Here is a 24,249-nt window from a genome sequence, read left to right on the forward strand (position 1 = left end):
ACAGCAGCTATCTCGGTATGATAGCGGTCAGATCCGACGCAATTTCGGCGTGATCACCGTCTCAGTCAGTCGCTAAGCTAGAACGGATGCCCCACAAGGGTTCGTCTGAAACCACGCCCCGATCGGGCCACAAAGTGATTGCATGAAGCTTCAACCCCACAAGGGTTCGTCTGAAACTCGATCATCAACCGCGAACTCGGCTACAGTCTCGGTGCTTCAACCCCACAAGGGTTCGTCTGAAACCGGATATAGACCAGTCCGAGGAGGACTTCGCCGAACGGCTTCAACCCCACAAGGGTTCGTCTGAAACCCAATCGGGGCTCGTCGCCGGCGATGTCCCGAAGCAGCTTCAACCCCACAAGGGTTCGTCTGAAACCTGGATATTCCCCCGGTTCTTCCCCGGACCCCAGAGGCTTCAACCCCACAAGGGTTCGTCTGAAACACCCGAAGCGCCACTCCAACTGGCGCGTCACCGACGGGCTTCAACCCCACAAGGGTTCGTCTGAAACGGTTCGTCGACGACGCCGAGAAACGGTTTACGACGGCTTCAACCCCACAAGGGTTCGTCTGAAACCGGCCGTCGACAATCCGAACGATACCTTCTTCGTCGCTTCAACCCCACAAGGGTTCGTCTGAAACTCGAGGAGTTCGAGGATGAGAACGGCGACGTGCCGACGCTTCAACCCCACAAGGGTTCGTCTGAAACGACTGGCTCGAGGCCGAAGCCGACCGACACAACCGATCGCTTCAACCCCACAAGGGTTCGTCTGAAACCACGTCACGCTGTGTTCGGACTGTCACAGTATCCGGCTTCAACCCCACAAGGGTTCGTCTGAAACACTCTCGGCTCCTGACCCACTCACACCCGACGACCTCGCTTCAACCCCACAAGGGTTCGTCTGAAACTGGGAGGTTCCGACCGACGACTCGGCGGTGTGGGACGCTTCAACCCCACAAGGGTTCGTCTGAAACCGTACCCGGTCGCACTCCATGAGGCGCGGGAAGCGTGGGCTTCAACCCCACAAGGGTTCGTCTGAAACGAGTCCCAGTCCCAACAAAGCAAGCGATCCTCACAGAGCTTCAACCCCACAAGGGTTCGTCTGAAACGGCGTTACACGCCCGCCTTCGGTCGCCATAAATTCGAGCTTCAACCCCACAAGGGTTCGTCTGAAACTAGTCCTCTGGAGTGTGTGGGTTGGCACTAGTCGGCTTCAACCCCACAAGGGTTCGTCTGAAACACGGCGGAACTGGTGACGAAGGCACTGTTGCCCCTGCTGCTTCAACCCCACAAGGGTTCGTCTGAAACTCGATTTGGTGGGACTTAGACCCATCGTCTATGCCAGCTTCAACCCCACAAGGGTTCGTCTGAAACACGCGGCCACGGTCATCTACAGGCACGTCCTTGCGGTGCTTCAACCCCACAAGGGTTCGTCTGAAACAAAAACGGACTGAGCTTGCTAACTGCTCATTTCCTTGCTTCAACCCCACAAGGGTTCGTCTGAAACGAGCGTGCCGGACGAGACAGAGGAGGCAGAGGACTCTGCTTCAACCCCACAAGGGTTCGTCTGAAACTGGACGAATCCGAACTACGTTCATGAGCAGACGTTAGCAGCTTCAACCCCACAAGGGTTCGTCTGAAACTCGGTGGCCACTGGTGGGCCTGCCCAGTTCATCGAGAGCTTCAACCCCACAAGGGTTCGTCTGAAACTGGATGGATCTCTACGCTGCCGGGTTCTACGACCAGCTTCAACCCCACAAGGGTTCGTCTGAAACCGTGCCGACACGGGTGCTGGTGGAGACAACGAGGCGCTTCAACCCCACAAGGGTTCGTCTGAAACGCGATCGTGCCGACGGGGAAGCGTATGATTGTACGCTTCAACCCCACAAGGGTTCGTCTGAAACTCCTCGAGCTCCTGCTTGTCCTCGCTCGAGAGCGTGCTTCAACCCCACAAGGGTTCGTCTGAAACGTGTTGATGAGAGATCATCCTACGTCTGATGTGGCTGCTTCAACCCCACAAGGGTTCGTCTGAAACCATGCCTGATATCCGGGCTACAGTCCCCATATGGACCGGTCTGCACAAAGAACTTCCGTCGACCGCCAATAGTCGGTAAACCCTGGGGGGTCGACGATATCTTGCTCTATTATAGGAATCGTTGGTCTTCTGTCGGATCCTCACCATACACGGTCCGGTTAAGAAGCGAATCTGACGAGAGTTCGTAGATAATCGTCGATTCACCGGGTTTGAGTAACTCTTCGATTTCTCCGCGAAGTTCTTGAAGGTCTCCTTCTGATATTTCTCCTTCGAGGACGGAATTCTGAACGTGGGTTAGATATCGTCGACCTATTTTGAGTGCCTTGTGCGTGCGATCAGCCTGGAGGTCGTAGACCATGATGACGTACATGTCACCACCACCGCTTGAACGGTTCGTAGTCCTCTCCGGTCAAAAGGTGTTTCTTGAGCTTGTACGCCTCGAGCCGCATCAGGTACTGGTAACTAACCTTCCGATTCAATTGTGGGTGCTCGATAGTCCGCTCGAGAGTTTCTTCGAACGCTTTCGAATACGTCTGTCTGCCGCGTTCGTTCAAAAGGCATGAGCCAAGCTCGGTTTCGAACTCATCTCGAGTGATTTGCCCTCGGTTAACGAGTCGGAAGAGAACACGATCGGCTAGAACTGGTTTGAACAGGTCAGCAAGATCAAGAGATAGTGAGTATCGACGTTCCCCTGGTTCGTGGAGGTAACTGATCGTCGGATCGAGTGCGGTCGCACGGATCGCCGAAACGCAGTTTGTGTAAACCAGCGAATTGCCAAAGGAGATGAGACTATTCACCTCATTCGGAGGCGGATTGTATTCCCGACGTGTGAGTTGAAACTCATCGGGGAGGATTTCATTGAATGTGCGGTAGTAGGCTTTTCGTGCAGTTGCCTCGATGCCCATCAGCTCATCAATTGGTAATTCGTCGTCAACACGTTCTGCAGCATCCTCGAGATCAGTAATTTCTGTCTCGAGATCATGACCGCGGCCACCGTAGTAGACGGCGTTCGTTCGCATGTTATGGATGCTCCCAGAGACGATCGCTGCGGCCAGCCGTCGTCGATGCTCCTTGTCGTCATAGGCCCGGACCTGCGAAACCACTGTTCGTCCAGAAGTCTGTCCTCGCTTGGGCATGATCGACCCAGCATAGTAGTCCTCCCAGCCAAAAACGTGCATGGCGACGCCTTGCTTGTTCAGAAACGACCCCAGCCGTGTGTTAAAATCGATTTGTCCGTGTAAGAACAGCGCCTCTGCGTTCTCGATTGGGATATATTTCTTCCCGTCGTCTTCGGTCACAAGCCTGACTGTGTCGTCTTTGCGTTCGATTCGGCCGTCGGAAAATACGTGGTAGTTCCTATCCATGGATTAACACCAGCAGAAATCGTAGTAGGCACAGGAGTCACAGAACGACTTCTCTTTTGCAGATGGTGGCGTCTCCTGGGCTACTACGTCGTGGATGCCGCGGATTGCGTTTTCAACTTTTTCTGTTCGTTCGTCGGTGAGCTCGACTGATTCTCGTTTTCGTTCACGTGGATGTGCGAGTACGCCATCCTTCTGGATTTCGGCAACGTGTTCGAGATACCAGAGATAGTATAAGAGTTGCATTCTTGCCGGTTCGGTGAGTGCCGAAGACGGTTTGACTTCGACAATTCGACCGTCCTCGAGCAAGTCGAGCGCGATCATCCCCAAGTGAAGATTACGACGCTTCTCGCCGTAGGCGGTGTCGTCAACTCGAGTGCCACGAACGACCGTCGGATTCTCGCGATCGATCTCGAGATTTCGGGATTCGAACCAGAGTTCGCGCTTACAGACGTGGTAGTACTGCATCATCACGCCAGTAACACGAAACGGCTCGTCAATCGGATTACCACGAGCGGTCTCGAGGAGACGGATGACGGGGTCAGTATCAGTCATAGGAACCGACGCTCCACGGTACTATCAGGGACAACGAATCCAGTCACAGGATCGAAGAAATTCTCGAACTGTGGTTTCGATGGATCGACGTATCGGACGTCCGTTTCTGAGTGAACCGGCGGAAGGTCCGCCAGTTCACGTGCTTCTTTTGAATCGGACTGGTAGATCGGGACCGAAATTTGTTTCGTCTGCATGTCATCCAGAAGCGAGTTAGCCGACGAAAAGTCGTATCGATCGACTGCTCTCGCTATGTCTTCGACTTTCTCTCGTTCTTGAGTCGTTCGACAGACGATTATGTCGATCGCATGCCGTTGGTCGATGAGCGAGAGTCTCGCGAGCTCGTCTCCTCGAGCCTCATCGACGTAGATGGCGTATTCTCGCTTCCCGACGTTTTTCTCATGGTGAAGCTTTTGGTAATATTTCTCGACAGCAGTTCGGGCAACGGATGTCTCCTTGAGGAGATCATCACCCACTCGAATGGACTCGAGTGTTTCAGCAGCAACTGGGAGAAGGGTCGTTCCTTGGTTGTACACCGCTTCAGCGGGTGTTTTCTCCTGTTCATCCGGAGCATCGAGCCACCAAACGGTAACATCACCACGCTCCCGTTCAAACGATCGATTACAGCGGCCGGCTGCCTGAACGATACTATCGATTGGAGCGAGATCTCGATAAACACGGTCGAAGCTGATATCGACGCCTGCTTCGACGAGCTGTGTCGAGACGGTAACAAGCGCGTGTCCACGCTCCGTGAGTTCTTTCGCCGTCTCAATCAAGAGTAGTCGATCTATCGGTCGAATTCGAGTTGAAAGGTGAAGCAGGGACCGATCTCCAGTAGCTACAACCTGGTTTGCGATCGCTGTAGGGTCGATGCCGTCAACATCATCGACGGATTCGAGTTCGGCCTCATACACTTCGCCGACATTTGTTAGCCCCGGGAACCGATCCACGACGTTGTCCGTCAACTTCCTCGCGCTGTCGATTGTGTTACAGACTGCAAGTGCGGAATCATTCGCCTCGAACGTATCGAGAAGTTCAAACGTGGCTTCCTCGTATGATTTCGGGCCGGCTTGCGTGTCAATATACCGTTCAGTCGATGGATCAAGATGGTAGTGTACGCGTTCAGTGGCCTCGAAGTACACGTCCGGGTCGTCGACAAGTTCGACCGCGTCATCGAACAGTTGTGGCTGTGTCGCGGTCATCGCGATAACCGTCGCGTCATAGCGCTCTGTCAACATCGCTACCAAGCGGGGAGCGAGCTTCCACCAGTCTAGTGGAAGACTCTGTGGCTCATCAAGAACGATGACACTGTTTCGTAGTGCCGGGAGTTTCATCGACTGTCTGTTGGATGGGCCAGCAAGACTTTCGAACAGTTGTACGAACGTCGTTACTGTCAGTCCTGCACGCCAGCCCTCGGCGAGCATCCCGGAAACATCGTCGTTCAGGTCTGCAGCGTCGGCGTCACTGCCATCGTTGTTCTCGTCTCGAATTGTCGTCTCCGAGAGATGGTGATGAGCAGTGAGAAGCCGACCAGCAGTGTCAGTCTCGTAGACTTCCTCGATTTCGTCGACCACCTGGTCGATGATACTCGTGAAAGGAAGCGCGTAGACGATGCGGTTGCCGCCTAGTTGATCCCGGACTGAAAGTGCTGCCGAGAGTCCGGACAGAGTCTTTCCCATCCCGGTCGGAAGCGTTAGTGTCGCAACGCCTCCACCATCGTCAGCAAACGTCTCGGCGTTCTCGAGAACGGCCGTTCGCGCACGTGATCGATAGTGGTTCAGACGTTCGCCCCGAGTTCCGTCCGGGTCAGCACTCGTATCCCGCTCGAGTTTCCGAACATACTCGTCCAATTTCTGAAACGTAGGTTGCTTTGCTTTGTAGGTGTCTGAGGATGGGCCAGTACTGTGAGCGTTCGAAGCGGCACTCGTCTTATCAGCGAGTACAAGTGAGCCCCAGCATTCGAGCACCAGCGCGTAGCACGAGTCGGACAGTGACTCTCGATTGATCCCGACTCCAGTTCCCGTTGTCGCAACGGTCGATTCAATCTCGTTGAGCAACCCGAGAAACCCCTCATAGAACGATTCCCACGACCCCTTCTCAGCCGTTGCCTTCTGAAATATCTCGTTGGCGAGTTCAGGGACGTGGTCATCTATGTCCTCGAGTTGCATCGCGATAGCAGTCTGTTGCTTTTCAGAGGCGTTCTGGTTACCGGCAGAGACGTTCTCGCGACGATGGGATCGTTCAAACACGTACGTTGCGACGTCTGGGAGCGTCCCATGGTGTTTCGCGACAGCAACGAAGCCCGCAAGACAGGTTTCGACGTTGAATCCTCGAGCGTCGAGAGCGTAGTACGCCGCGAACGAACCGACCGGGGCATGATATCGACACTGTTCAAGTTCCGGACTTCCCGGTAGCACGTCAAGGTACTGCTGGAAGTACGTCGTCGCCTTTCCAAAGTCATGCACATATGCGATCGTCTCGACAACGTCTTTCAGCGATCCACCAGCAGGTGTCCGCGCCTCCTCCGGAACTACGTACTCGACACGTTCGGCGACATCTTCGAGATGATCGAGGAGGGCAACACCATTATGATCTCCTTCTGGTGGATGAGAGTACCGGACTGCCATCTCAGACGAACACCACAGTCCGCTCGTCGACTCGAGATGGGGTAACGTTCTTGACAGTAAGCGGATCGGCGTCAGGGTTGTACGTGTACGCCGTAAAACCCGTAGTTGTCCGACCACCTTCGTCACGTGTCATGAATGCGGGCGACTCTTCGACTTCACATCTCGTTCCGGGCTCGAGGACGACGTCTTCGACAGCATTTGGAACGGCCGAATCGATCTCAACGGAATCGTCATTCGGACCGACTTCGACATCAAATTCGCCGTGATACTCGATCTCTGCGAGGTACTCGGAAAGGCCAAGACTGGGAACGTAGTGACTCTTTCCAGTCTTGAGAGCCTCTCGGAGCTCTCGATAGCGGCCATCATCCCTAAGTGAGACATCGATCCGATAGGCCGGGTCAACGAGGACCTCGTAGTTGTGCTGTTGTCTGAGTGTCGTCGGATCTGGAAGCTTTACACTGAGTTTTCCACGCCCGTTGAGCGACTGAAGGTTTCCGGCTGCCGTTGAGAGAGTGTTCATCGGCATATTGATCGTCCGGATCTCGTGAACGGGTTCGATTGCGACCGCTGATTGCTCGGGAGCGAACAAATCGTAGTAACCGTCCCGTTCAATTCCGAGAACGCCGGCGAGCAACCCAGCGACCGTTGTACGTGGGATAATTCGGTAGGTCTGCTTGACGATATTGCCCTCTATTCGTCGAAAATGACCCCACGGTCCTCGTACAGTGAAAGAGAGACAGCGATCGGGGAACGCGTTGCTGTCGTTGGTCCCGTTCGTATCGTCGCTTGCCCACTGCTCAAGCGATTCCTGCTCCATCGTCACTCGGCCGCGTTCGGAAGCGTTGCGGTGTGCTCATCGTAGACGTCAACGACCTCAACCGCCTCGGAACCAAGTGCCTCCCGAAGCGCATTGTACAGGATCTCTGGTCCGCCAACGTCGTCGTCGTAGGAGACCTCGAGCACGTCGCTTACGACGACTCGAACCTTGTCGACCTGCTCGCTTGCGTTCTCGAGACGTCGAATGAAACCGTCTACTTCGAGAGTCAGGTCCCGGACAGTCCGGAGTTCTTCGTCAGGCTTCGATCGCTCATCGTCGAGCTCGAGGTCCCTGTCGAGTCCGCCGAGATGGAAGCTCTCTTCAGCATACTCTACGCGACAGTAGAGACGTGGCTCCTGTCCGACCTTACTCCGACTGATCGTCTGATTCTTGATCGCTCGCCAGCAAAGCGTATCGAGACGTTCAACGTCGTCGGTAGTGAGTTTGGTATCCTCGGCACCGTGTTCGTCGACGAGTCCATGAAACCGAATCATTCCGTACTGGATGCGGTGGTCGTCAAGGTCAAACCCGCCTTGCTGCTTGTTCTCTTGAGTTGCGATCACGCTTGTCAGGCTGTCGTATTCCTCGTTTTCGTTAACAGCGTGGATTGACTTGCCCGGCGAAAACTGGACTGGCCCAGTGAAGTGGTCTGGAAGATGCTTTGCGTACACTTCGTCAGTGTCGACAGACATCGTTGCCCCGAAGTACCGGACGTCAACACTGTTCTCGAGGAACTCTCCGAAGACGTCGTCTCGGAACTGGTCAGCTTCCTCGTCGAGGTCGTACTTGCCATAGTCGACCGCTTTCAGTCGGTCCTCGAGGAGTTCCCCGCGCGTATACTGGTTTCCGTCTTCCTGGACGTTTCGGATGTAGACGCCGTGACCGTCATCATCCAGTTGGTCGCGAAGATACCGTTTCAATCTGACGTCGGTGACAATTGCCTGTTGAGTCTGTGGATCGATTCTCGGTCGGTTCGAACCACTGAGAGGATTTCCGTTTGGATTGGCATCGACGGCATCGTACAAGAAGACTATTTCTGAGCGGTTCTGGACGGTTTCAGTGTTGTCGGACATATTAGTATTCCTCCTCGGTATTGGTTGCTTCGTCGCTCTGTGTCTGGTTCCAGTCGGGATGGTCGTTCATGCCATAGGTGACCCCAAGTGCGTAGTAAAAGCGGAGATCATCTGTTCCGATCTCCCACTTATCTGGATCGGGATCGAGAATTGTTTCACGGAGCCGATCGACAATGTGTTCAGCTTTCGTTCCGGGATACGATTTCCCCTCTTTCTTTTCCTGCCGGGTGTAAGTGAGGGTCTTCGCGATCGTCTCCTGAGTTACCTTTTTGACCCGTGATCGAGTGATCGACTTCACTGGGTATTGATCGACTAGCGTCGTCGACCGGTCCTCACTGTACTCCTGATAGCTCCCGATATCGCCGACGAGTGCGCCAAGCAAGAACGCACCACGGCGTTCGTTGGTAACCGAGTCCTCGCCGGAGTCAGGGGCAAGCGCGGGTGTCTCTTGGATAAACGATTCGAGTTTCGCTTCAGCGGGGTGTCCCCCGTCGGTAGCTAGTATGTCTGGTATTTCCATTGTATATTCCTCGTAAGTCGGTTCACGTGTGATCGGTTCTTTTCCGGGATCAGTCGTGGTCAACAATTCGAGGTCGCCGTCGGCCAGTGCACACAGCTGAGCGAACTGGCTCGCGACCAGAAACGACGGGAACCCTTCGTACTCGTCGTCCGTCTCCTCGCTGATGATGCGGGACACGTACTCCTCGAGGAGGACCTCGATAGAGATCGGTTCGCCGTTTAATACACTGACGAGCGCCTTGATCCGTGGGTCGTCAGCGTCAGCGTCCGCATCGTCGCGTTCAGCGAACGTCTGATAGAAGTACCAGCCCGTCGAGACTGCGTGAAGCAGATCGTCATTCGCAGCGAGCAGATCCCACTTTTTGTTCGTCGGTAACGGTGCCGTCCACTCTGTGTTCGTGGTAAACGCCGAGGTATTCTCCACGATTCGATTGTGTGTGAACGCGAGTTCCTTCGGATAGTGTAACTGACCGTTCAATGTCTCACCGAAGACATCATATCGAGACATCTGGTGGGGCATCACAGCGGAAACGTAGAATCGAAGGCCATTCTCGTCGATTCGACGTTCTCTATACTCTTCGTACGCGTTCTCGATCGGTGTCGTATCCTCCTCGTCTATTGCGGCTTGATAGAGCAGTTCGTACAATTTACGGGCTTTCTCTGGTGTCGGCCGGCCGAAAAAGTACGGCAAGTAGTATACTTTCGCGCCGAAGGTTCGGTACGTACAGGCCTCGACAAACGTCTCGGCGTTCATCACCGTCACAGCGGCATCTTCGGAGATTGGATGAGATCGCCACGCCTCTTCGATGTCGAGCCCGGGAAACTTCTCGAGTTGTTTGCCCAGAAAGTAGTTCTGTGGGTCTTCAGAGGTACCGACCGTGCGTGACGGCTCTCCAGTGACAAGGTCCGTCGCATCCCCGGAGGAGTTATCAGCCTTGTTTTTCGTGACGAGTTTCGAGAGCTTTCGCTGACGCATTGCCTCGAGGAAAACGTCTATTTCACCCGGCCAGCGAAATTCGCTGTCCTGCTCGGTTTTCACTTGGACGGTGAGGAGTGCTGTCGCAGATTCGCCACCGAGACTTGTGACGATCCCGTCTTCGATCGTCTCGAGGGTATCCCCGTCTTCACCGAGTTCCGCGAGCTGTTCGATGATCCAACCGTCTTCATGGGCGATGGAGGCTTTCGTTACGACGTCATCGGTTGCCCACTTTGTTAGTCGTTCTTTGGCGTACCGAGCAAGCTTCTCCGGATCACTGTTGCGGCCGGCTTGGTGGGTGACGCTGTGATCGATGCCACGCGCTGCTGGATACTTACAATGACTGACCTGCTGGACCAGCGCGTCCGTGTACCGCGTCAGTTGGACGGGACCGAGGTGATCGTCAGCCAGTTTTGGCTTGTCACCTGAAACGTCGACACGGACAACGATCAAGCTGTCATCGGTATCGACGAGGTCACCCGCAGCATCCGGAGTGAGATAGGGTGCGTATTCGCCCCCTCCTGTAGTCGCGAGCGTGTAGAGCTTCCCGTAGAGGTATTGGATATCTCGAAGGGAGCCGATCGGCGAATCTGGTAACTCCTCTGCTAGTTCCTCCTCAGAATAGGCTTCTCGGAACGCCTCAGGCGAAAGCATTCTCCCCCTCCAGCTCGGTTTCACCTGGTCGAGTTCGATCAGTGACGTTCACAAATCCAAGACCGAGCGAGTTCCGTTCTCCAAGTCCACAATCGAGTGCGAGATTTAGGTGTTGTCGATGGTGATCATCTCGGACGGTGTAGCTGAACTTCCACTTGCTCAGTACGTATGTCATCTCCTGCCCTTCGGTTACCGTCACGGGCACAGCGAACGTCTTGATGAGTTCATAGCCGTCGAATAGCTCACCATCAACGTCACTCGGTCCAGGCAGGTGATCATGGGCGAATAATTGGTGCTTCTTATCCAGGTTCGCCTCGAGTTGTGAGACTAGTGGTTCTGTAGTGTGCTCCGGTCGCCAGAACACGGCTGTATCCCCACCAGGATGGTCAATTCCGTACTCTTCGCACTGCCACGGTGGAATACGGACCAGTAATCCAGTGCCGGTCTCGAGTGTGCCTCGTGTCCCTGGCTCCCCGACATCTGGCTCAAGTGCGCGGACATCCTCGACACGAAACGGCATCTCACCGATATTCAATTCCCGGGAGTCGAAAAAGTCAGCAGCTACGTGCGCGAGAAGTTCTTCATCGTGTGACGCCACAAGCAATGTTCGCTCGTCACCTTCGCGCATATCTCCTGGTGGGAACGGGTTCGACATGACAAAGCCTGGTGGTTCCCCAGAGTCGTGCAAGTCGTCGTATTTAGTTCCCTCGAGTGCACGCCAAATTCGACCGCGTAACTTGTGGTGATACGCGTTATCGTAAGCAGCGTCCGCTCGAGCGGATAAGTTGACCATAATCCGCACTGTCAGCGGTTACCTCCATTGGTATTACTCATCGTCATGCTTATCAGAAGAATTGTCGTTACAAAAGTGTTTCTCGATGTGGATGTTTTAGTGGTTGTATGATTAATCGGCAACATAGGTGCTGAGATGTGATGACGCAACTCTACAGGAGTTCGTCTGTAACCCGTCCTCAGTCTGCCGCTGCTCGAACTGTGGCAAGCTTCAACCCCACAAGGGTTCGTCTGTAACAACTGCCATGAACAGGTAACTCATCGCCAGCGGCAGGCTTCAACCCCACAAGGGTTCGTCTGTAACCGCGCGCGATTACGAGTCCCGTCGCATCGCGAAAGCCGCTTCAACCCCACAAGGGTTCGTCTGTAACTTGCGGTCGGTCTGGGCGTAGTAGTCGCCGATCTCGAGCTTCAACCCCACAAGGGTTCGTCTGTAACTCGGGCAAGCAGTCAACGACGAACGCGAAGACATAGAGGCTTCAACCCCACAAGGGTTCGTCTGTAACTTTCTCGATTGCACCGCCGGGGTTAGCCTCGAGCGAGCTTCAACCCCACAAGGGTTCGTCTGTAACGCTTCTCGAAGCAACAATTCACGATATTCTTTTTCAGGCTTCAACCCCACAAGGGTTCGTCTGTAACTGGCTGGCGACGAACGATGGCTCATCTTCAGGGTTGCTTCAACCCCACAAGGGTTCGTCTGTAACTCGCGCAGAGCACCGCCCGGCGGCATATCGACGGTGTGCTTCAACCCCACAAGGGTTCGTCTGTAACGGGCGCGTACTCACAGTGCTTGGCACGCCGATCGGGCTTCAACCCCACAAGGGTTCGTCTGTAACAGACGTCGGCTGAGCCAAGCCGGACGACGGCGCCATTGCTTCAACCCCACAAGGGTTCGTCTGTAACTCGGTTCCAGACGTGCCAGAATAGCCATAGAACGTGTTATTGGAGCTTCAACCCCACAAGGGTTCGTCTGTAACACTGATCGCAGCCGATAGAAAACACGGGTGGGATGTGCTTCAACCCCACAAGGGTTCGTCTGTAACGCTGCAAGCAACTCTTCTCGGAGATTCCCATTACTGCTTCAACCCCACAAGGGTTCGTCTGTAACAAGGTCTCCGCTAAGAACCGGCCGTCACCGATGTGCTTCAACCCCACAAGGGTTCGTCTGTAACCACAGTGTCTCTCGCATCCTTGAACGAACAACTGTCGCTTCAACCCCACAAGGGTTCGTCTGTAACTCCGAAGGGCTTGGCTGGTGTCTCGCGCAAGGCGGGCTTCAACCCCACAAGGGTTCGTCTGTAACCAACCGATAAGTTCTGCCCCCGTCGACGACATAGTGCTTCAACCCCACAAGGGTTCGTCTGTAACTGGTATGCAGTGACGAGGTTGACGGATTCACGTATGCTTCAACCCCACAAGGGTTCGTCTGTAACTATACGCGACTTGGATAGAGACTATCTATGTCATCGCTTCAACCCCACAAGGGTTCGTCTGTAACTGGCCACTCGTCGAGAACCGCGACTGGAAGGTCCGAGGCTTCAACCCCACAAGGGTTCGTCTGTAACTATAGTTGCCGATGGTATCATGTTTCAAATCCGCTTCAACCCCACAAGGGTTCGTCTGTAACTAGCGTGGGAGTGCTCGCGGTCGCGTCCGGCCTGTGGCTTCAACCCCACAAGGGTTCGTCTGTAACCACCAACCCACTCTGGATCATCGGCTCTTGCATCCAGCTTCAACCCCACAAGGGTTCGTCTGTAACCTTGGCCGATCTCATCATCGGGAACTGCTGGTGCGAGCTTCAACCCCACAAGGGTTCGTCTGTAACCTTATCGCCCAGTAATGGTGATACTCAGTATAGGGCGCTTCAACCCCACAAGGGTTCGTCTGTAACCGGATGGACACGCAGAGAACGCGTACCACGACTGCGGGCTTCAACCCCACAAGGGTTCGTCTGTAACGCCCAGGGCATGCTCATCCGACATGACTACCGAGGGCTTCAACCCCACAAGGGTTCGTCTGTAACCCCGTCTCCGCGTCCAGCGCTTTGACCGTGTCGTCGCTTCAACCCCACAAGGGTTCGTCTGTAACTGTGGAGACTATTTCAATTCCCACGAGGAGGGATTGGCTTCAACCCCACAAGGGTTCGTCTGTAACTTTCACACTAGACCGTACATTACCGGCATTATTGTGGCTTCAACCCCACAAGGGTTCGTCTGTAACGATCATCGATGAGTTCGACGACGCCGAACCACTCGGCTTCAACCCCACAAGGGTTCGTCTGTAACTGGCACGGTACGGCCTGATCGATCGGGTTGATAGCGGGCTTCAACCCCACAAGGGTTCGTCTGTAACGGTGACATGGCCCGAGTCGAGTGCAAGCGTTGTGGTGGCTTCAACCCCACAAGGGTTCGTCTGTAACTGGTAGCGATCGGACTCGCGGTCGCCGTCCTCGAGGCTTCAACCCCACAAGGGTTCGTCTGTAACAACTACATAACGTCGTTCGGCACTCGTTTTTGACCTGCTTCAACCCCACAAGGGTTCGTCTGTAACCTCGAGCGCAGCTGCTTCCCGATCTTCCCGAGTTGCGGCTTCAACCCCACAAGGGTTCGTCTGTAACAAAGACAGTGGGGAAACACGACCCTACTGTCAGGCTTCAACCCCACAAGGGTTCGTCTGTAACTGGGACTGCATCAAATCCGGTCAAAGAGCAACACGCAGCTTCAACCCCACAAGGGTTCGTCTGTAACCATCAAAGGAGTCTGCGGCGAGATTGATACACAAGGAGCTTCAACCCCACAAGGGTTCGTCTGTAACGCCTCGACCCCCACCGCCACCACCGCCGCGTTCGCCGCTTCAACCCCACAAGGGTTCGTCTGTAACGCGCTCGAGGTCGCCAGGAGTTACGGGCATCTCGCTTCAACCCCACAAGGGTTCGTCTGTAACCCTCGAAATGGGGCCGATTACCCCAGCTTACGCCCGGCTTCAACCCCACAAGGGTTCGTCTGTAACCGTTCTCCTCGCCGATGTGGCTGCAGTCGCCCAGATCGCTTCAACCCCACAAGGGTTCGTCTGTAACGACTCGTAGACTCGGTTGTTGCAGATCGTGGCATCGCTTCAACCCCACAAGGGTTCGTCTGTAACTCGAGGCGCAACGCGAACGGTGGTCGCGATGACCGCTTCAACCCCACAAGGGTTCGTCTGTAACTCTTCTCGAGAATCAGACACACTTTATTTCACGCCGCTTCAACCCCACAAGGGTTCGTCTGTAACGACGAACACGACGAGAAGCTGTCGATGGTCTCGAGTGCTTCAACCCCACAAGGGTTCGTCTGTAACCACGGAAAGTGTGACTTCCACGGCGGCAAGTCAAAGCTTCAACCCCACAAGGGTTCGTCTGTAACCACTGTTCGTCAGTGGTGTGGTCGCGATAAAATATAGCTTCAACCCCACAAGGGTTCGTCTGTAACGAGCTGATCTCGTTGGTCGCGAAGACGAAGGTCAGGCTTCAACCCCACAAGGGTTCGTCTGTAACTGGGTAGGTCTTTGAGTCTGATCCGATGCTTCTTGACGCTTCAACCCCACAAGGGTTCGTCTGTAACGAGGCCCGTAGGATTATGGCTGATGTGTTAGAAGCGCTTCAACCCCACAAGGGTTCGTCTGTAACCGAGTGGCTACCTCGCAATCTGGGAGCCTGCCGAGATGCTTCAACCCCACAAGGGTTCGTCTGTAACCAATCGTTTCGTCTGCGTCATATGGAGAGTATTCACGCTTCAACCCCACAAGGGTTCGTCTGTAACGCCCGGACAAATCGCTATGATGATGCGAGATCCGTCGCTTCAACCCCACAAGGGTTCGTCTGTAACTACTTCCGCGTCAACGATGATAACGACCTGGGGAAAATGCTTCAACCCCACAAGGGTTCGTCTGTAACCACCGGAGACTCTGTAAAGCGTGAAGACAAATACCAAGCTTCAACCCCACAAGGGTTCGTCTGTAACTCGCAGTCGGCATCTGCGCAGGAGGGGTTAGTCTATGCTTCAACCCCACAAGGGTTCGTCTGTAACGAGGGTTGTTCCGCGATGTGGTCGACGCAATTGATGCTTCAACCCCACAAGGGTTCGTCTGTAACCATGCCGGAAACCCGGCCATAGGAACCGTTACTTGCCACTCACACAAATCGGTTTCCGTCGACCTGCGATAGCCGACAAACCTCTGGGGGTCGACGGAAACAATGAACTGCGACACTCGATCACTTGCTTCTCGGGGCATCCTCTGGATTTGCTTTTCGTCACGTTGTTTCCGGGGACAGATGACGTCTTCAGACACATCCATAGGCGAGTCACTCGAGGAAGACCGACGACGACCGATCGAGCGACGTACTACCTAGTAGCGGTACACTGCATACAACCGCTCTTGTGCTGGATGTTAGTCAGGTGTACAGAGTGGAACCCCTCTCAGGGGTTGTGAGTGCTCGAGGGACACCCTCGAGTGTGGACGTCAGGTGTCTCCGGATCGAGGCTCTCACCAGGAGTATCGGCGTCGTCCATCAGCAGAACACGGCGCTCGGTGTACTCGAGGCCGTTCTTTCGTTGCCGCCTCTTTTTCACCGCTAGCCGGCTCTTCGAGAGCTCGAGCAACGCGTCGATCGTCCTCGAGACCAACTTTTTCGCATAGGAATCACTGACGCCAGTCTCTTGGCGACGGATCCAGTGTTTCATGTCCCCGGCACTGACGTACTCGCGAACGCCAGCGCTCCCTTTCCGCCAAGGGTTGTCACCAACCGTCGAGTCGACACGCGCCTTCCAGAGCTTTGCAGCGAGTCGTGACGGTAGTGAGGATGTCGTTGCACGGAGCATATCCTCGTCCATCTTTGCGAGTTGTTGAATCGGGAGCAGGTCCGCGTGTGAGAGAGCGACGTCTCCACCACGCTCAAGTGGATCATCACTCTCGGGCAGTCGGAAGTAGCGCTCACCGTCGTCTTTGCGGATGCGTTCGAGGCGGCCATCCACGACGTCGATCTCGCCTTCGTCGATGTGATCCTCGAGGAGATGCGCACCCTTCTCGAGTTCGCGTGCCTGGAGCTCGCCGACGCGGTCTTTGTTCGCGTTGAGTTTCTTCTCGTGGGCGTCCAGGCGGGCCTCGATGGGTGTCTGGGTTGCCTTGAGGGCCTCGAGGCGTTCCTCAAGGTGTTCGTTTTCCAGTCGGGTTGCCTTGAGGGCGGTCTCGAGGTGGTCGATGCGCTCGTCTTTTCGGGTGAGTTCGGACTCGAGGGTCTCGACACGCTCTTGAAGCGCCTCGAGTTCGTCGGCAAGTGTTTGGATCGTCTGTGCTGTCGGTGCGGGTGAGTCAGAGTTCGTGCTCATGTAGGGTCTGGTTCGGTGGTAGGGTTGGGTGACAGAGCTGGCGCTGGCTGGTAAGCTAAGTCGGGAACGCGACTGAGAGCAGTAGGTCGGAAACTCGAGAGCCGTCTCGAGAATCTGCAGTGGGAAACTCCCCACCGTCGCCGTCATTTCTGTGATCGGGACGGCTGGTGTTGGCTCGATCAAGGACTGGGGGTAAGCTCTTTATTTCAAGCGACGAGGAGCGGTCGTGGTCTACTGCACTGGATGGTCAACGCGATCCCGAGGTGGTTTCAGCTAGTCACTCTCGGGGTGACGCCGACAGTCATGGTTCGCGAGATCGTCGATCGAGTCGAACGGCCTCGAGCAGATATCGCAGTAGTGGTCCTGGGTAGTGAGAAACCACTCACGGACGTTGCCGCCGTCGGAAACAGCTGACTGGCTCTGTGAATCTGGGTCGATCTCACGGGCGTTGTGTTCCTCGAGTTGTCCTCGCACGTGGAGGTCGAACTCGGTAATCGGTTCACGGCCAGCTTCTCGCCACTCGCCAGCACGACGTTCGTGTTCGATCCGCCAGGCTTCACCACAGGTATCGGGGACGATCATCACACGTCGACGGCGGCCGGTGATCGACGTGTACTCGAACGCGAATTCGACGGTCGTTTCAGTGAACTGGTCACAGCCGCCGTCGGTTGCGATATGTGGATCGTCATCAGCATCGACGAGCAGAATTCTGTCCTCGATCTCGAAAGTGTGGGCTTGGATATCGTCGTCGGCGATAATGATCTCCGAGCCGTCGGTCGCCTCAATGTCGCCCGGTTCGTAGCCGGCGACGGCGCGGGCCTCCGCTCGCAGGCGCATCTCACGAGCACCTTCGCGCTCGAGTTGCTCGGCACGCTTTAGGACAGCTTCGTGATTGTTGACGATCGTCATTGGTCGCTCACCTTGACAGCGCCGACGATCGCGTCAGCCATCGTCTTGAACAGGTACTGCACTTCGAAGCCGCCGCGACGGTCAATGATGTAGTCGATCCAGTCGTCGATTGTCTTCTCGACGTCCTCGAGATCGTAGCGGACGGTGCGCTCGCCGTTCTCGATAACGTGAACGGACTCGTCGGTCGTCCGGTAGACGTGGTGTGCGCCCTCGTTGTCGATGCCGACGGGAATGTAGTCGGCGCGTGGGTCGTAGTTCGATTCGTCCGAAACCGTTTCGTGAGTTCGCGGTTGAATACTCATTGTCCTAATCTCTGGGACACAGGTCGGGTGTCTCCAGCACCTGGCCGAGAATCAGTTTTCCCGACCACCCTGCGCCTCACAGTTACTACTCTATTCGCCAGTGACTTAGTTATTACTCTATAGCGTATACACCCGATAGAGTACATACCCTCTGGAGTAAGTTACTTACGCAAGGGCGTAAGATTACGACATGAGGTAATTTATGGCCACGAGTAAAACACTTCAGGTAATGAGTGAGGAGGGTCGTGCGCTGTTGACTGACCGCGAGAAGGAGATTATCAGCGGCGAGGCTGACGTGTCGGATAACTACCGGTACAAAACTGAATCAATCGTGCGGAACCGGATTCGAAAGCATCTCCGCGAAGATATCGAGTTCCTCGAGGAGCACTTCGACGAGGCACATGAACTTGCAACCGAAGCCGTTTGCGAGAAGTGTGATCGATGAGTAACCAGCAACCCCTGTCGGGCCTCGAGGTTTGCGAACAGTCGCTCGCTTAGGTCCGCGACGCACCTGACGCACTCCAACGGGTGCCGGCTGCTGGGCTCGACGAAGCGAAACACGAGACGGTCACAGACATAGTCGACGACGCCCGATCGTTCGAACGGTCGCTGGCGAACGAGGTCGATCAAATACGAGGTGGTCTCAATGAGTTGCACTATCACCGACGGCGACCTCCGAGTTGACTGGCTCGAGAGGATCTCAAGCCCACTTGGATGGGTCGGGAGGCTACCAAGTGGGCAGGCAAGGAGCGAACAGGAGTCGATTCTGGCCAATGTCGTGCGACCAGTGTGCCGTTGCGTTCGGGCGTGCGCTTCGACCCCACAACGGGTTCATCTGAAACCGGTGATTCATCGCGCTCCTCCAGTCGTCGATCGGACATTGATGTGTTCGGTACCAAGATTGGTCACCCTCAGAAGCAGCTCTGAGACAATTCGTACACACGAACCCAGCTTTTCAAATGAGATCAATATCGATACGTAGGCAGGTTGGCTAAATAGACACGGATAGATCTTCTATTTCAGAATCTCCAAATTGATAACGTGCACACGACGAATCGCGGCTCGTGTGCAGATTCGGGAAACGGATTCCGTCGACGTGCAACCCCGAGAGGAAGGAAGCGAGAGAGTAAAACAAGACCTTACCAAAATCCTAGCTAAATTCGTCCAACCCTTTCTGTGACGAATCAAATTCGTCTTTTACTCGTTTGAAAGCATCTACTTTTGATTGTTCCCTTGATGCCTTTAATACATATTTCTCAAATATAGCATCTTCTGCGGTCTTTGCATCAGCCGACCCCTGATACATAATTCGATAGTCACTTTTGTCTAGCTTTGTGCTTGCTTTTGAGAAGATACCAACTTCCTGCCCTATTTGCAGAAGCTTATTAACAGTGGCAGAGATTATTTTCTCTTTCTCATCTTTTGACACGCTTAGTTTGAGCTTTGCAGCATATCTATCCGTGAACTCTTCTTGTGTGAATTCGAGTGGCTCCTTTGCATTTTCATACTTGTCCTTTCCTCGGACAAGGCGATAAACCACGTTTGACAGAGGGATAATCGGATCTGTGTTCAAGGTGTATTCAATAGGGTTCTCTGTGAGATCATAATCAAAACAATCATTTACAGCATCCAGAAGATCCTTATGTATAATATCGCCATCTTCATGACATAGCTCGGACGTTCCATTCATTTCAACAGTCCATACTGCGTATTCAGATGGGGTACACTGGTGGTTGATTTCACTAAAAGAAAGGTCTTCATAATCTTCAGTCTTTACTAGAGTTACATACTGTATAGCATCCAGAGTCCGTTTTCCTGCACCGATCTGTGAGAGAATTTTGTCTTGATTTGCAGGATCGTTAAAAATTTCATGTATTTTATTAGTATTTTCTATCCAACTAGGGATTGTTGAATCATCAACTTCGCAAGCAACTACGCAGAGTTGTACTCGACTGAATTCACGTGTTCTGGCTAAGAGTACGTCTGCTTCGCACTCAATATCGAGATGATTGGCAAGGGGATCGACACATGAGAATTTGAAACCACTATCTGCACCTGGTGCTCTCTTATTCTGGTGAAAACCTGAAGAAATTGCTCTTATAAGATCAACATGCTCTCTTTCAAGACTGATTTTCGCTCTGACAGAGGGTTTAACCTCATCAATCTCAGTGTTCGACAGTATCTCTTCGTATCGTTCTTCAAATCTAGATTTTTTGTCTGGATGAAAACGCTCTGCATATCCACTGACATCTGGCTCTTCCGGAATCATAGAGCGACAGGTTGTGCATTAGCATCAATATGGTCGCTCACGAAACTATAAATACGCATGAATTGACTAAAAGTCGTATATTCTCTAGGATAAACACGAATCAAATCTCTATTGCTTCTCATAGCCGCCCTTCCGTATGTTTTTTCGTCGATAACTTCAGCTCTGAAGCCTGGAATGTCACCAAACGACGCGTTCATACGTGATAGGTCGAAGTCCCAGTTTCTAGACTGTATATTGGCTTCAAAATTGTCTATGTCTCTTCTATCCAAACCACCATTTAGTTTGATACCCCATGGCTCAACCATCTCCAGGTTTTGGTCAGGAACAAATTCGTTTTCTACCTCCTCATATTCAGAAGTCTTTATTTTTTCTTTCACTTCCCGTAGACTATCAATTGAGGATTGGATTATTGATAGTGGTTCTGAAACTCCAGTGTTAATCGTGAAGACGCCATCATTCGTAATACGGAATTTGAAACCATTTGGCTTTTTGAAACGAACATTTGTTGGGAACACACCATATTTGTGTTTCACCTCTTGGAACGCTCGTCTGCCGTCTTCACCATAGTATTGAATGGTTCTCTCAAATTCAGGCCGAGTAATTCCGTTAGCATTGTCTTCTGATGTAGGGGAGTGGTGGGCAGTAAAATATGGAATTCTCACATCAGGATGTTTTTGAACGATACTACGGCGGATCTGATCCATTTGTTTTTTCCCTACCCAAAGTCTGCTGACCCTTCCAGTATTATGGAGATAAGTATCAATAGTTGCCGGAAGATCTTCTGTCTTAGTCCCCGTCGTTAAGAATACTGGACAAAAATCATTGAGGTGGACATAGAAGGGCACGTTATTAGAACCTCCTGAAAGGATTAATAGATTCCCCAAATCCCTGACTACATCAAACGTTGGGTCTAAGCTTTCGAGAAACTGTTTTTTTGTTTCATAGTCACTTAAGGAGCCAACAAGACTCAGCTTACCATCGATCTCAGAAAGATCGATATCTTTCCTTATATATTCTACAAATTCATCGAACTCGTCGTAGGATTCGTATCCAACGTCGAGGAAATCCAGTTCAGACATGTTCACACACTCTTTGAATTCGCGACTGCGAATTCACTCTCCACATGTATCTATGATGGGGTACTGTTAAATATTTCTCAATCATCAAGCTATTGCCTCTTTTTCAATTTGTTTAAAACCATCCTTCTTTTTCTTCGTAAGTGGCCAACATCATCAAACAAATCTTTATGATAAGACATTGGGAGAACATGCGTATCAGAATCTCGGTGGTCTTCTTCCTGTATCATGTTAATCGTCGCTTTGTGACGGATCAGAAGAGAATAATATGAGACAATTTCTTCTGCTAATTGATCATCTAAGCGTGCTATATTGCCAACATTGTTTTCATAAACAAGCGTTGGAAGAGACTCAGCAGGTGGGACAGCGTCCGGCGGTATACGATCCTTTGTAGGCGGTTTCTCCAAATGTCGAAGTCTCGAAGGAAGTTTAGCAAGATTGGAATGTTCTTTAATTTCAGCAGCGAATGCCCGCTCTAAACGCTGCCTTCGATCGGTATTTCTCTTGCGGTACAGTAGGAAACTCCCTAAGACAGTGAGTACCGCTGGAATCCAGATACCACCATCAACCGTAATAATGGTTTGAAATATTTCAGAGATACCAAAGGATGCCTCTAGGATGATTAACCAAACTAACAAAGTAACTATTGAATGCAAGCCTAAGGCTGCTGTGAGCCAGCTATAATTTATCTCATTCAAATTCATACTAGAGCTGGCTGTGGGCGGTCAGATTCCACATTTTGGCGGTCTCAACGGAATTTCATTACCATCAGACATTTCATTATGACAGATACAGCGATGGACATTGAACCTTATTGAATCTTCGTCCTAAGACATTAGTCATGGGATCAATCAATCATTTTCTTTTATATATACGTCTATACCTCCATTTCATATGCTTCAACTGGAGATTTGCGTGCGGAGGTGGGGGTGGGGCGCTGTAATTTTTTGGCGCTGTCGCCTTGGCGACACCCGCTGGAGGACTCTTGGACAAAGCGCGAAACAACCACGCAAGGGTCGCAGTGCTGATTCCGCACTCAAGCCGCACGAGATTACCAACACTGGTGGAAAGTACAATTGGTATCCCAGATAGAGACCATCTGCCAGAGGGACTAACGGACCCTCGACACTACGGTCATCCCGACATGATGTCAGTAATTATGTTGTCTTCCGACTGTGGCCCCCATTCGCACGATTGACACACTGTGGATGGGTGGAGAACTTCAGCGCCGGTTCGGTGCCAGTGCTTTCTGCGAGTGTTTATACACGAAGTCGCAGCCAACGCCGGCGATGCCACTGACCAAGTTCACAGTCCACTGCGAACACACCGATCCCGAACTCTCGCGAAGAGCGTGGCAGCTGGCTGCTAATCGCCTCATCGAGAAGGCGTTGCCGTTCATCACTCGTTAGACTAAGTAAAGGTTATAACAATCCGATTAGGTGATATGAGTATCTGATGACTCGGAAACGGATCGGGCAAAATACGGGGAACTCGGGCCGAATAAATCTTTCTGGCCCAGAGTTGGACCAACTCGACGCCGATGTTGGGGATTCAGTCAATGTCGACATTGCTGAATCCAAAAATATCGCACACGCGATGATCGACAATAGCACTCATGAAGAATTCGTGATTGTCTCGAAGCCAGAATCGGCGGAGGGGTCCGATGAGTAGCACTGAATCCACAGCACTCTTCGAGGCCTGCACACCTCGAGAGGACGTTCTTGAGGGAACGCTCCAAGAAGATCAGTTCGCAGCAAGTCTCGCAACCGTCGCGCATTCACCGGAAGACGCGCCGCCGGTCTACAAGAATCCAGCCCAATTCTTCGAGATGACGTATCCCACGGACGGGTTGCGTACCCTACTCAGCAACCTCACAGGGAGGTTTCTCACTGGTGGAGGATATGAAGGGCGATACAACAGCAGCATTCTCTGTCTCGATACCCGTTTTGGCGGTGGGAAAACGCACGATTTGATTGCATCGTACCATCTCGCAACGGATCCTGCATCCATCGGCGATCTCGAACGACACCTTCTCGAGGACGACAAGGATCTCGTAGACGACTATCACGACGCCGTTGATGACGGACTGACCGTTGATTCTGCTGTTTTTGTCGGCGGTCACGTCGACGCTCGAAACGCCAGGAGCGATCGATCGGATCCAGACGCGCCGAATACGCGGACGATGTGGGGAGAAATCGCGTATCAACTGTACGGCCTCGAGGGATACGAACACCTCAAGGAATACGATCAAGAACAGCAGGCTCCTGGTGGAAACACCCTCAAGGATCTCTTCGATCACGGCGATGGACCAGCCCTAATTTTAATCGACGAGATCGCTGCGTATCTCGAGGCCGCGTCGGGAGTCGAAGTCGGTGACGCGACCCTCGCGAGCCAGACGCTCAGTTTCATTCTCTCGCTGCTCGAGACGGCATCCGAGGTTGACGACGTCACCGTCGTCTACAGTATCGCCGACACCGCATTTGAAGAGGAGGCAGAGGAGGTTCGTAACCTCGTCGACGAACTCAACCAGATCGGCCGTCGTCAGCACAAGACGATTACGCCGACCGATGAAAGCGAAGTCGGGCAGGTGCTTCAGCATCGCCTCTTCGAGGATATCGACAACGAGGTAGCGAAGTCGATCGCGCAGAACTACTTCCAGTTCTACACCGAGAGCGACCGACAGTTCCCGCAAGAAGCGACCGAAGCGAGCTACGTCGATCGGCTAACCAGAGAGTATCCGTTCCATCCGACGGTCCTGGACACACTGACCGAGAAGATCGACACGATTCCGCGGTTCCAGCGGACCCGCGGTGCGCTGAAACTGCTGGCTCGTGCTGTCTACTACCTCTGGAACAACCAGCCGGAGCACTACGATCGGCATTTCGTTCGGCTGTACGATCTCTGTCTCTTATACACATCTCTGATG

Annotated in this window: 16 protein-coding genes and 2 CRISPR repeat arrays; of the genes, 2 read left to right on the forward strand and 14 right to left on the reverse strand. The window is 53.2% G+C overall.

Annotation, left to right across the window (positions count from 1 at the left end; all coding sequences use genetic code 11):
• The first annotated feature begins 82 nt into the window (after nt 1-82).
• Nucleotides 83-2,033: direct repeats of the CRISPR family, unit length 30 nt; unit sequence GCTTCAACCCCACAAGGGTTCGTCTGAAAC.
• A 109-nt stretch (nt 2,034-2,142) separates the two neighbouring features.
• From cas2 to C495_RS16480, 11 genes are all read right to left on the reverse strand, one after another.
• A complete protein-coding gene (cas2, locus tag C495_RS16430) occupies nt 2,143-2,403 on the reverse strand; it encodes a CRISPR-associated endonuclease Cas2 (protein WP_008164955.1) in 261 nt (86 codons plus the stop codon).
• A gap of 1 nt (nt 2,404) precedes the next feature.
• Nucleotides 2,405-3,397, reverse strand: coding sequence for a type I-B CRISPR-associated endonuclease Cas1b (gene cas1b / locus C495_RS16435; protein ID WP_008164956.1), 993 nt, complete (start codon nt 3,395-3,397; stop codon nt 2,405-2,407).
• Nucleotides 3,398-3,400: 3 nt separating this feature from the next.
• Nucleotides 3,401-3,949 carry a CRISPR-associated protein Cas4 gene (gene cas4, locus C495_RS16440; RefSeq protein WP_008164958.1) on the reverse strand — a complete coding sequence of 183 codons (549 nt, stop codon included), beginning with the start codon at nt 3,947-3,949 and terminating at the stop codon, nt 3,401-3,403.
• A complete protein-coding gene (locus C495_RS16445) occupies nt 3,946-6,573 on the reverse strand; it encodes a CRISPR-associated endonuclease Cas3'' (RefSeq protein WP_008164960.1) in 2,628 nt (875 codons plus the stop codon). The genes cas4 and C495_RS16445 overlap by 4 nt, the downstream gene beginning before the upstream one ends.
• A 1-nt stretch (nt 6,574) precedes the next feature.
• The gene (gene cas5b / locus C495_RS16450) at nt 6,575-7,390 is read right to left on the reverse strand and encodes a type I-B CRISPR-associated protein Cas5b (protein ID WP_008164961.1); all 816 of its coding nucleotides are present in this window, start codon (nt 7,388-7,390) and stop codon (nt 6,575-6,577) included.
• Nucleotides 7,391-7,392: 2 nt separating this feature from the next.
• Nucleotides 7,393-8,463: a type I-B CRISPR-associated protein Cas7/Csh2 gene (gene cas7b, locus C495_RS16455; protein WP_008164963.1), complete on the reverse strand. Its 1,071-nt coding sequence runs from the start codon at nt 8,461-8,463 to the stop codon at nt 7,393-7,395.
• A gap of 1 nt (nt 8,464) precedes the next feature.
• On the reverse strand, nt 8,465-10,612 hold the full coding sequence (cas8b, locus tag C495_RS16460; protein ID WP_008164964.1) for a type I-B CRISPR-associated protein Cas8b/Csh1: 2,148 nt from the start codon (nt 10,610-10,612) through the stop codon (nt 8,465-8,467).
• Nucleotides 10,599-11,405: a CRISPR-associated endoribonuclease Cas6 gene (gene cas6 / locus C495_RS16465; RefSeq protein ID WP_083902509.1), complete on the reverse strand. Its 807-nt coding sequence runs from the start codon at nt 11,403-11,405 to the stop codon at nt 10,599-10,601. Before cas6 ends, cas8b begins: the two co-directional genes overlap by 14 nt.
• A gap of 207 nt (nt 11,406-11,612) precedes the next feature.
• A CRISPR array of direct repeats spans nt 11,613-15,533; the repeat unit is 30 nt; unit sequence GCTTCAACCCCACAAGGGTTCGTCTGTAAC.
• Nucleotides 15,534-15,858: 325 nt separating this feature from the next.
• Nucleotides 15,859-16,767, reverse strand: coding sequence for a hypothetical protein (locus C495_RS16470; RefSeq protein ID WP_008164967.1), 909 nt, complete (start codon nt 16,765-16,767; stop codon nt 15,859-15,861).
• 273 nt (nt 16,768-17,040) lie between these two features.
• Nucleotides 17,041-17,676: a hypothetical protein gene (locus C495_RS16475; protein ID WP_008164969.1), complete on the reverse strand. Its 636-nt coding sequence runs from the start codon at nt 17,674-17,676 to the stop codon at nt 17,041-17,043.
• Nucleotides 17,673-17,978, reverse strand: a complete 306-nt coding sequence (locus C495_RS16480) for a hypothetical protein (protein ID WP_008164971.1) — start codon at nt 17,976-17,978, stop codon at nt 17,673-17,675. Before C495_RS16480 ends, C495_RS16475 begins: the two co-directional genes overlap by 4 nt.
• 229 nt (nt 17,979-18,207) lie before the next feature.
• On the opposite strand from C495_RS16480, the gene C495_RS16485 reads away from it, so the two are divergent.
• Entirely contained in the window at nt 18,208-18,423 is a 216-nt protein-coding gene (locus tag C495_RS16485) for a hypothetical protein (RefSeq protein WP_008164973.1), read from the forward strand.
• A 705-nt stretch (nt 18,424-19,128) separates the two neighbouring features.
• On the opposite strand, the gene C495_RS17755 is transcribed toward C495_RS16485, so the two are convergent.
• The 3 genes from C495_RS17755 to C495_RS17895 all read right to left on the reverse strand — a co-directional run bounded on the left by C495_RS17755 (nt 19,129) and on the right by C495_RS17895 (nt 22,027).
• On the reverse strand, nt 19,129-20,247 hold the full coding sequence (locus tag C495_RS17755; protein ID WP_152418927.1) for a hypothetical protein: 1,119 nt from the start codon (nt 20,245-20,247) through the stop codon (nt 19,129-19,131).
• A complete protein-coding gene (locus C495_RS17760) occupies nt 20,244-21,326 on the reverse strand; it encodes a hypothetical protein (protein WP_152418928.1) in 1,083 nt (360 codons plus the stop codon). Before C495_RS17760 ends, C495_RS17755 begins: the two co-directional genes overlap by 4 nt.
• Before the next feature lie 89 nt (nt 21,327-21,415).
• Entirely contained in the window at nt 21,416-22,027 is a 612-nt protein-coding gene (locus C495_RS17895; protein WP_161605576.1) for a hypothetical protein, read from the reverse strand.
• Nucleotides 22,028-22,986: 959 nt separating this feature from the next.
• Here C495_RS17895 and C495_RS18270 point away from each other — a divergent pair.
• Nucleotides 22,987-24,249: DUF499 domain-containing protein (locus C495_RS18270; protein ID WP_008164979.1), on the forward strand; the 1,263-nt coding region annotated here is incomplete at its 3' end.

It is taken from the genome of Natronorubrum sulfidifaciens JCM 14089 (genome assembly GCF_000337735.1).
In the GTDB taxonomy this organism is placed as follows: domain Archaea; phylum Halobacteriota; class Halobacteria; order Halobacteriales; family Natrialbaceae; genus Natronorubrum; species Natronorubrum sulfidifaciens.

Bases quoted from the DNA above. Each gene is read 5' to 3' on its own strand.
- cas6 (WP_083902509.1), bottom strand. From the start codon at position 11,405: ATGGTCAACTTATCCGCTCGAGCGGACGCTGCTTACGATAACGCGTAT.
- C495_RS16480 (WP_008164971.1), bottom strand. From the start codon at position 17,978: ATGAGTATTCAACCGCGAACTCACGAAACGGTTTCGGACGAATCGAAC.
- cas2 (WP_008164955.1), bottom strand. From the start codon at position 2,403: ATGTACGTCATCATGGTCTACGACCTCCAGGCTGATCGCACGCACAAG.
- C495_RS17755 (WP_152418927.1), bottom strand. From the start codon at position 20,247: ATGATTCCGGAAGAGCCAGATGTCAGTGGATATGCAGAGCGTTTTCAT.
- cas4 (WP_008164958.1), bottom strand. From the start codon at position 3,949: ATGACTGATACTGACCCCGTCATCCGTCTCCTCGAGACCGCTCGTGGT.
- C495_RS17760 (WP_152418928.1), bottom strand. From the start codon at position 21,326: ATGTCTGAACTGGATTTCCTCGACGTTGGATACGAATCCTACGACGAG.
- C495_RS16485 (WP_008164973.1), top strand. From the start codon at position 18,208: ATGAGTGAGGAGGGTCGTGCGCTGTTGACTGACCGCGAGAAGGAGATT.
- C495_RS16470 (WP_008164967.1), bottom strand. From the start codon at position 16,767: ATGAGCACGAACTCTGACTCACCCGCACCGACAGCACAGACGATCCAA.
- cas1b (WP_008164956.1), bottom strand. From the start codon at position 3,397: ATGGATAGGAACTACCACGTATTTTCCGACGGCCGAATCGAACGCAAA.
- cas5b (WP_008164961.1), bottom strand. From the start codon at position 7,390: ATGGAGCAGGAATCGCTTGAGCAGTGGGCAAGCGACGATACGAACGGG.
- cas8b (WP_008164964.1), bottom strand. From the start codon at position 10,612: ATGCTTTCGCCTGAGGCGTTCCGAGAAGCCTATTCTGAGGAGGAACTA.
- C495_RS16475 (WP_008164969.1), bottom strand. From the start codon at position 17,676: ATGACGATCGTCAACAATCACGAAGCTGTCCTAAAGCGTGCCGAGCAA.
- C495_RS16445 (WP_008164960.1), bottom strand. From the start codon at position 6,573: ATGGCAGTCCGGTACTCTCATCCACCAGAAGGAGATCATAATGGTGTT.
- C495_RS17895 (WP_161605576.1), bottom strand. From the start codon at position 22,027: ATGAATTTGAATGAGATAAATTATAGCTGGCTCACAGCAGCCTTAGGC.
- cas7b (WP_008164963.1), bottom strand. From the start codon at position 8,463: ATGTCCGACAACACTGAAACCGTCCAGAACCGCTCAGAAATAGTCTTC.